Source organism: Terriglobales bacterium, from assembly GCA_035573675.1.
Taxonomy (GTDB): Bacteria; Acidobacteriota; Terriglobia; order Terriglobales; family Acidobacteriaceae; genus DATMAB01.
Genome location: DATMAB010000022.1, coordinates 1 through 8,713, shown reverse-complemented (window position 1 = coordinate 8,713; position 8,713 = coordinate 1). Strand labels below are relative to the sequence as shown.

Sequence of the window (8,713 nt, the reverse complement as noted above, 5' to 3'; positions counted from 1 at the left end):
AGTTCGCCCGCCGTCTCCATCGCCGTCTTGGGCTCGCCGATCACGTAGGCGACCTTGCCCGCCGCAATCTCCTCCATGGCGACGCGGCAGGGCTTGCGCGTAGGGGTCTCGACCATGGGCCGGGCGCCGGAGAGCAGTTGGCGTGCGCGGCGCGCGGCCACCAGAACGTAGCGGTAGTTGCTATCGAATCCTTCCATGATCTTGCCTCAGTCGCTCCTTGAAGGTGTCAGCGCCGGCCGGATGCCGGCAATGCAAACGTCGCCAGGACCCGCTTCAGTTGCTCGCCCGCGCGCTCCTGGCGGCAGCGCTCGGCGGCGTCCACGATCTCCTGCTCTTCCGTCCCCAGAAGCCTTCCGGACCCGCGCAGCCGCTCGGCCAGCACGATGGCTTTCAAGGTATCGATCGACTGCTCGAGGCGATCGTTGATGAGAATATAGTCGTAAGCGGGATAATTCTCAATCTCGCGGGTCGCAGTTTCCAGCCGGTTGCGGATCACTTCCTCGGAACGCATCTTTTCCGCCTCGCTCCGCCGGCGCAAACGCAGCTCCAGTTCCTCGCGCGAGGGTGGAAGCACGAAAATGCTTACCGCTTCCGGGATCTTCTCCTTTATCTGACGCGCGCCTTGCACGTCGATGTCGAGAAGCAGGTCGTGACCGCGCGCCTCGGCCTCGCGATGGAAGCGCCGGTGCGTGCCGTAGTAGTGGCCGAAAACCTCGGCGTGCTCCAGAAATTCGTCGCGCGCCAGCATGCGCTCGAATTCCTCCCGTGTCACGAAGTAGTACTCGCGCCCGTTCAGCTCGCTGCCGCGCGGCGCCCGCGTCGTGTAGGAGATGGAAAACTCCAGCCCGGGCACGCTCTTGCGCAGTTCCGTGACCAGCGTGGACTTGCCCGAACCGGAAGGCGCCGAAATGATGAAGAGGCTCATTCGACGTTCTGCACCTGCTCCCGCAGTTTCTCGATCTCCGATTTCATCTCCAGCCCGAGCTCGGTGATGCGCAGGCCCTCGCCGGAGACTCCCGACGTCTTCGAGAGCAGCGTGTTGGTCTCACGGTTCATCTCCTGCAGCAGGAAGTCGAGTTTCTTGCCCGCCTCGCCGCCCTGGTCGAGCAGGCCCAGGAAGTGCTGGACGTGCGTTTCCATGCGCGCGATCTCCTCCTGGATGTCGCTGCGTGAGGCCAGCAGCGCGGCCTCCTGCAGGATGCGCTCCCGGTCGGCGTGGCTGCCGATCAGCTCGCGCATGCGCGACTCCAACTTCTCGAAGCAGGCACGGGAGACGGCCGCGCGCAGCGACTCCATCTCAGAGTTCGCGCGGCGCAGGCGCGCGACCCGCTCCCTCAGCTCGCGCTCGATGCCGCTGCCTTCCTCCAAACGCATCTTGTCGAGGCGCCCCAGGGCTTCCTCCAGAGCGCGGAGCGCTGCGGCTTCCATAGACCCGTCCATCGCCGGCTGGGCCGCAACCAGCGCCCCGGGCAGCCGCAAGATCGTGTTCAAATCCGGCTCGCCGGAAAGGCCGAACTCGCGCGCCGCGTCGCGAAACGCCCGGATGAATCCGCCCGCCAGCTCGCGATTGACCGTCATTCCGCCGCCACCGGCGCGGTCAAGCGACAGCACCAGTTCGATGTGGCCTCGCGCCAGGCGCTCTTTCAAGCGGCGGCGCAGCGGAACCTCGAGCGCATCCAGATCGGAGGGCAGGCGCAGATGCAGGTCCAGAAAGCGGTGGTTCACCGACTTCAGCGAAAGCGTGAAGCCGCCCGGCTCGCCGGCCTGTCCCCGGACCTGCGCAAAACCCGTCATGGAGCGGATGGCCATGGTTCCGAGTCACGATCCTGCCGTCAGGCTGGGCTGGTCGGCATCCACGAACTGCAGCTCGTACAGGCGGCGATAAGTGCCCAGGCGGTTCATCAATTCTTCGTGCGTGCCCGTGTCCGTGATGGTCCCGTTCTCCAGCACTACGATGCGGTCGGCACGGCGCACAGTCGAAAGGCGGTGCGCGATCACGAACACGGTGCGGCCGGCCATCAGGTTCTGCAGCGCCGATTGCACCAGAGACTCGCTCTCGGTGTCCAGCGCCGATGTGGCTTCGTCAAGGATCAGGATGGGAGCGTTCTTCAGCAGCGCCCGCGCGACCGCCAGCCGCTGGCGCTCCCCGCCGGAAAGGCGCAAGCCGCGCTCGCCGATCATCGTGTCGTACCCCTCGGGCATGGCGGAGATAAAGTCGTGGGCCAGCGCAGCGCCCGCGGCCGCTTTCACCCGCTCCAGGGAAACATGCGGCTGGCCGTACGCGATGTTGTTGCGCACTGTGTCGTTGAACAGGATGGTTTCCTGCGTCACGATACCCACCTGTGCACGCAGCGAGTGCAGCGTCACCTCACGCACGTCGTGCCCGTCGATCAGCAAACGGCCGGAGGTGACGTCGAAAAAGCGTGGGATCAGATGGACGAGCGTGCTCTTGCCGGCGCCGCTCGAGCCTACGATGGCCACCACTTCCCCGGCGCGCACTTCCAGTGAAACATCGCGCAGCACGTCCCGGGCGCCCTCCCCGTTGGCGCCGTAGGTGAAGCCCACGCGCTCGAAGCACACGCTCTGCCGGAACGGGGGCAACGCGCGCGCCTGCGGATGCTCGCGCACTTCATCCTCGTCGTCCAGGAAACGGAAAATCGTGGACGAAGCGCCCAGCGCCTGCTGGAACTGGTTGTGATACAGCGCGAATTTGCGCACCGGATCGTAAAGCTTGAACACAGCCACCAGGAACGCGAGGAACGTTCCGGCGGTGAACGCCTGGCTCTTAATCTGATCGCGGCCCAGCAGCAACAACAGCGCGACGGCCACTGCCCCGATCAGGTCCATCAGCGGCGAACTCAGCGCGGCGGCGCGCACCGAGCGCAGGTTGGCGCGGAACAGGCGCATGGCTGCACTCCGGAACCGTCCGATCTCCCACGACTCCATGCCGAAGGCCTTCACGATGCGGTTACCGGTGATGGCTTCGTGCGAAAGATTATGAATTTCGGCCAGCTTGTCCTGGCCCGAGCGCGTCGTGCTGCGCACGCGCTTCCCGATGCGCGACGCCGACACGATCACGAACGGAATGAACAGCACCAGCACCCAGGCCAGCTTCCCGCCCAGCACCACCACCACCCCGGCCGTGAAGATGAGGATGAAGAGCTGCTGCAGGGATTCGGCCAGCACTGTGGACATGGCGATCTGCACGCGCTCCACGTCGTTGACGATGGTCGAAAGCAGCGTGCCCGTCGAGTGCCGCTGGAAGAATCCGGCGGAACGCCGCACAATGGCGTCGTACAGCTCGTTGCGCAAATCGGTGATCAGCCCGAAGCCGGCGTAGTTCACCAGATAGGTGCCCGCGTAGTCGGCGATTCCCTTGAGCAGCGTCGCCGCCACCAGGGAGAACGCCACGATGGTCCATACATTGTGGAAATGCTCGGGAACGAACTGCTGCAGGTGGATGACGCGGTCCGTACCGGGTACGGTGAACAGCGCCACTTCCGCCGAGCGCGAGCCGGGGTTGAGCACGCGGTCGAAGATGGGGCCGACCAGCAGCACGCGGAAGGCGTCCAGCAGGCCGACCACAGCCATCAGCAGCACCGAAGCCAGCAGATGGAGCCAGTACGGCGCGACGTAGCGCAGCAGGCGCATCAACTGGCGCATAGGGCTCCGCGGACCGGTTCCAGCCGAATCATGTGGGGGGAAACTGGCCTTATTCTAAAGGCCCCGGGTGCCGGGTGTCAGGTCCGAAGGACTACTGGCTCCAGGCGATTCCGTCCGGCCTCTTCCCGGTCTTCAGCGTGCGGCATTTCAGGGCGGAGCGTGAACCGGTTCACCGCGGCAGGTCGCGGTGCCTGACCCGCGTGCGATAGCCGGCGGCGGCCAGGCGCCGGCGCACCTCCTCGGCGATCATCACCGAGCGGTGCTGGCCGCCGGTGCATCCGAAACCGATGGTCAGGTAGCTCTTCCCTTCACGCACGTAGTGCGGCAGCAGATAGACCAGCAGATCGGAGATGCGGGCGATGAACTCCTTCGTCTGCGGAAAACTGTGCACGTAGCGGGCCACGCGCGGGTCCTTGCCGGTGAGCGGGCGCAGTTCGGGGATGAAGTGCGGGTTGGGCAGGAAGCGCACGTCGAACACCAGGTCGGCATCCTGCGGCGTGCCGTTGCGGTAACTGAAGCTGATGCAGGAGACCAGGATGCTCTTCTCCGAAGCCTCCTGCCGGAACTTCTCCGTGATGTAGGCGCGAAGCTGGTGGACGTTGAACCCCGAGGTGTCCACCACCATGTCGGCCAGGGCCCGGATGGGACGCAGGCGGCGGCGCTCAGCGCCGATCGCGGCCCGCACCGGCTCATCCACACCCAGCGGATGGGGACGACGCGTCTCGCTGAAGCGGCGCTGCAGCGCCTGGTCGCTGGCCTCGAGAAAAATCACTTTCGTGTTCAGCGATTCGCGCAGCGACTTGAGCATGGCCGGCAGGCGACCCAGGCGCGTGCCTTCGCGAACGTCCACCACCAGCGCGGCGCGCTGGCTCTCGGTGGACTGGCGCACCAGCTCCGCGAAGCGCGGGATCAGGTCCACCGGCAGGTTGTCCACGCAGTAATAGCCCAGGTCCTCAAAGGCCTTCAGCACCGAAGCCTTGCCCGATCCGCTCATCCCCGTGATGACCACGAGCTCGGCGGCGGACCGGCGCGCAGGCGCCGCCTTCCGTTTGCGTCTCACGGGCCTGTGCCGGCGCGGCATGGGAGAGCGATGGTACCACCGCGCAGCTATCCGGTGGCAGGCCTTATCGCTGGGGAAGATCAGACCAGCAGGCGTCCGACTACTTCGCGGCCGCCTGCTGAAGCAGGGCGATGACTTCCGCATTGTCCGCATGCCGCGAGGCCAGATCCAGCGCCGACGCACCGGAGGCGGTGCGCGCCGCCGGGTCGGCGCCCGCCGTGAGCAACTCCTCGACCACGTCGGCGTAACCGCGCGCAGCGGCTTCGATCAGGGGTGTGCGGCCGTCGCGGCGGCGTGCGTTCGGATCCGCCTTGGCTGCGAGCAGGGCTCGCACCGTGCGCGCCTCACCGCGGATGGCAGCCAGCAGCAGCGGGCTGGTGCCGTCTCCGGCGGTGGCGTTCGCTTGCGCGCCGCGGAGCAGCAGAGCGCTCGTGGTCAACGCGTCCCCGTTCTCCGCCGCCATCATCAACGGGGTCCAGCCAGTTCGCGTGCGGGCGTCCACTTCGGCGCCGCGCTCCAGCAGGTAGCGGATCAGCCCGTTTCGCCCGCGGGAACAGCCGTGGTGGAGCGCCGTCCAGCCGCTTTCGTCGCGCGCTTCCAGGCGCTGGCGCACCACGGTGTCCAGCCGCTCGGGCGGCTTCCTGCCCTTGGGGACCAGCGGCGGTGCGTCGAGGATTGTCCGCGCCAGTTCGTCCTCACCGTTGGAGATGGCCAGCATCAGCAGGGTCACGCCGTGCCAGTCCTTGGAGTCAGGGTCGGCACCGGCCTCGAGCAGCGCCTGCGCCGCTTCTTTCTGGTGCGCGGAGACTGCAACAAACAGGGCATTCCAGCCGTTGCTATCCGTAGCCTGCAGGTCGGCGCCGCGAGCCAGCAGCAGCGCGATCAGGTCCAGCTCGCCGGTTTCGACCGCCGACATCAGCGGCCTCCACCCTCCGGCATCGGCGGCGTTAATATCGGCGCCGGCGTCCAGCAGGCGCGTGACCACTTCGACATCGCGGGCTTCCACCGCGGCCATCAGCGCCGTGACGTCATCCTCGTCCCTGGCCAGATTGGGATCGGCGCCCTGCTCCAGCAATGCCGTCACCGCCGCCAGGTCGCCGCCGTACACCGCGTCGAGCAGCCGCCTGGCCAGCGCGGTGGATTTCGCCGTCCGGGGCCTGGCCGCTTTTGCGGTCTTGGGGAACGCAGGGGACGCTGGCTGCTGCGCCCAGCCATAGACCGGGATGCTTGCGCCCAGCAGGACCCACGCCGACCACCGGAGCAGCCTGGAACTCGCGCTTCCGGATCGCTGCCCGCTTTGCTTCATGGCGCTTCGATCAGCTCCAGCTTCCCGTCGCGGGTGCGGTGCAGCACTTTCACCTTGCCGGCCGGATCGCGGAAGACGAATACGTCGCGGTCGCGGAATTCGGCTTCCTTGATGGCCTCCTCCAGGGTCATCGGGCGCAGAGCGACGGCGTCGCGGGCTTTCACCACGTGGGCTTCGGCGGTGCGCAGGGTGGCAGGGAAGGCGTGCACCACCACGGGCACGGCTGCGGTTTCCGAAGGGCCCACCGCGGCCCGCTTGGCCCGCGGCTCGCGCCGGCGCGGAACCGCGCCTCCGTCCCATTTCTTGCGTGCCTTGCGCTTGATGGTCCGCCAGCGGCTCTTGTACTTCACCGCCTGCCGGTCGATGCGGTCCAGCGCCTCGCCCACGGCTGCGGACATGTCATTGGCCTCGGCGATGCCCACGATGGGATGATCGCGCACCACGATCGTGATCTCGGCAATATGCCGATGGCGCTCCGTACTCAGGATGACGTGCGTATCGAAGTTGTTGCCCAGGATCTTTTCCAGCTTGGCCAGACCTTGTTCCACCTGCCTGCGGACCGCGGGAGTGACTTCGTACTGCCTGCCCGTGTACTCGACGTTCATGGACTCCCTCCTCGGGCGCAGCCACGGCGGTGGCCTGCGCCGGAATGGAACCGCTACCGCAACTATTTTTTGACTCGGCGCTGGTGGGTGCTCGGGATGCGCATGTCTTCCCGGTATTTCGCGACCGTACGGCGAGTGACCTGGATGCCCTGCGACTGGAGGATGCGGGTGATCTGCTCGTCGGTCAACGGCCGGGTGGGGTCTTCCTCCTCGATCAGCTTCTTCACCCGCTGCTTCAGCACCAGCAGCGAGGTCGTGCTGCCTTCCGGGCCCTGCACTCCTTCGCTGAAGAAGTAGCGCAGTTCCAGCACGCCCTGCGGCGTGTGCACGTACTTGTTGGCCACCGCCCGGCTGACCGTGGAAGGATGCACTCCGATCTCTTCGGCCACCTCCTTAATCATCATTGGCTTCAGGTGTTCCATGCCGTGGTCCAGGAACTCGCGCTGGCGGTCCAGGATCACCTGGCAGACCCGCTGGATGGTTTGCCGGCGCTGTTCGATGTTCTTGATGAGCTGCACCGCGGAGCGGTAGCGCTCCTTCACGTAGGTGCGCACCTCGCGGTCGGCGCCATCCTGGCTCAGCAGCCGCCGGTACGCCGGGTTCAGCCGGAGCTGGGGCACGTCCTCATCGTTCATCACGATCAGGTATTCCTCGCCCTGCTTCACGAAGGCCACTTCCGGCTCGATGAGCCGCGGCTCGCTGCGGTTGTATCGCAGGCCGGGGCGCGGATCGAGCGTGCGCAGGTAGTGCACCGCCCGCTCCACCGCCTCCACCGGGCGTCCGATGGCGCGCGCGATCTCCTTCTGCTGGCGCCCTTCCAGAGCTTTCAGGTGGTCGCTCACCACGGCGATGCAGTCCGCCAGCACCTGGTCAAGGTCTTCCTCCGTGTCCAGATCGAGTTGCTGCCGCAACTGCTGCTGATACTCGAGCTGCGCCAGCAGGCACTCGCGCAGATCTCGCGCTCCTACGCCCACCGGGTCGAGCTGGCGGACCACGGCGTGGGCCTCCCTCAAAGCTTCCGCATCGAACTCCGGTTCGGGAGCCGGCATGGCGACGACCTTATCGGTGCCCTCGGGTGCGACTGCAACTTCGGTCTCGGCAGGCGCCGGCTCCACTTCGGCTTCCCCGCGCTCCTCCGTCGCCGTTGCAGCCTCGGATTCGAAGGCCCCCTCGACTGCCGGGGCTTTCTCCTCCTCCACCGGAGGCTCGACCGGTTCGGCCATCCGCTGCCCGCGGGCCGCGGCCAACAGTTCCTCGTCCGTGGCGGTGAGATACCCGTCCTCGTTCAGGTTGCCGATGATCAGTTCCGCGGCGGCCCGCACCTGGTCGCGCAGATGCAGCGACCGCAACTGCCACATCAGGTGATCGGTCAGCGTGGTGGGCGACGACAGGAAGTTCTCAAACGACGGTCGTTCGCTGATCTCGGCCGCCGGGCTGCGGTAGCCCGGGTCGAGGTAATCGCGGAAGTAAGAGCCGAAGTCGATCTCCTCGAATGGGTCGCGCTGGCGCTCCGCTCCATTGGCCTCTTCTGCCGCGGCGGTAGCGCGGTCGTGCTTTTCCTCCCTGCGGGAGACGTCGTCGATGGAAGGGACGGGCGACTCCAGCTCTTCCAGCACCGGGTTCTCCACCATCTCGGCGTTGATCATGTCCTTGAGCTCCAGCTTGTTGAGCGCAAGGACGCTGACCATCTGCACCAGGCCAGGCGTCAGGATCTGCTTCTGCGTGACCTTGAGGTTGAGTTTGGTCTGGAGCTGCATGGGTCCCGGTCTTTAAGACTACTCCTTATTCTTCAAACCAGGGTGAAGCTCTCGCCCAAATACACCTTCCGCACTTCCGGATCGCGGCTGAGTTGGTCCGGCGTTCCCGACCGGAAGATTCTGCCGTCATTGATGATGTAGGCGCGGTCGGTCACCGTCAGAGTCTCCCGCACGTTGTGGTCGGTGATGATCACGCCGATGCCCGAAGCCTTCAGGTCGAAGATGATCTTCTGCAGGTCGAGCACCGCGATGGGGTCGATGCCGGAGAACGGCTCGTCCAGCAGGATGAAATGCGGCGCGATGCACAGGCTGCGGGCGATCT

At 66.2% G+C, this 8,713-nt stretch carries 9 protein-coding genes; all 9 read right to left on the bottom strand.

Going from position 1 to position 8,713, the window contains the following annotated elements; all coding sequences use genetic code 11:
- The coding region (gene rpoZ / locus VNK82_10485) for a DNA-directed RNA polymerase subunit omega (GenBank protein ID HXE91378.1) at positions 1-197 on the bottom strand (197 nt) is incomplete at its 3' end.
- Positions 198-226: 29 nt separating this feature from the next.
- Positions 227-925: a guanylate kinase gene (gene gmk / locus VNK82_10480; protein ID HXE91377.1), complete on the bottom strand. Its 699-nt coding sequence runs from the start codon at positions 923-925 to the stop codon at positions 227-229.
- Positions 922-1,809, bottom strand: coding sequence for a YicC/YloC family endoribonuclease (locus tag VNK82_10475; protein ID HXE91376.1), 888 nt, complete (start codon positions 1,807-1,809; stop codon positions 922-924). Before VNK82_10475 ends, gmk begins: the two co-directional genes overlap by 4 nt.
- Positions 1,810-1,818: 9 nt before the next feature.
- Entirely contained in the window at positions 1,819-3,663 is a 1,845-nt protein-coding gene (locus VNK82_10470; protein ID HXE91375.1) for an ABC transporter ATP-binding protein, read from the bottom strand.
- Between the two features lie 169 nt (positions 3,664-3,832).
- Complete coding sequence (gene rapZ / locus VNK82_10465; GenBank protein HXE91374.1) at positions 3,833-4,723, bottom strand: RNase adapter RapZ; 891 nt, start codon at positions 4,721-4,723, stop codon at positions 3,833-3,835.
- Between the two features lie 100 nt (positions 4,724-4,823).
- The gene (locus VNK82_10460) at positions 4,824-6,029 is read right to left on the bottom strand and encodes an ankyrin repeat domain-containing protein (GenBank protein ID HXE91373.1); all 1,206 of its coding nucleotides are present in this window, start codon (positions 6,027-6,029) and stop codon (positions 4,824-4,826) included.
- The gene (gene raiA / locus VNK82_10455; protein HXE91372.1) at positions 6,026-6,634 is read right to left on the bottom strand and encodes a ribosome-associated translation inhibitor RaiA; all 609 of its coding nucleotides are present in this window, start codon (positions 6,632-6,634) and stop codon (positions 6,026-6,028) included. Before raiA ends, VNK82_10460 begins: the two co-directional genes overlap by 4 nt.
- 62 nt (positions 6,635-6,696) lie before the next feature.
- Positions 6,697-8,391, bottom strand: a complete 1,695-nt coding sequence (gene rpoN, locus VNK82_10450; GenBank protein HXE91371.1) for an RNA polymerase factor sigma-54 — start codon at positions 8,389-8,391, stop codon at positions 6,697-6,699.
- Between the two features lie 32 nt (positions 8,392-8,423).
- Positions 8,424-8,713 (bottom strand): hypothetical protein (locus VNK82_10445; protein HXE91370.1); only part of this gene is annotated, 290 nt, incomplete at its 5' end.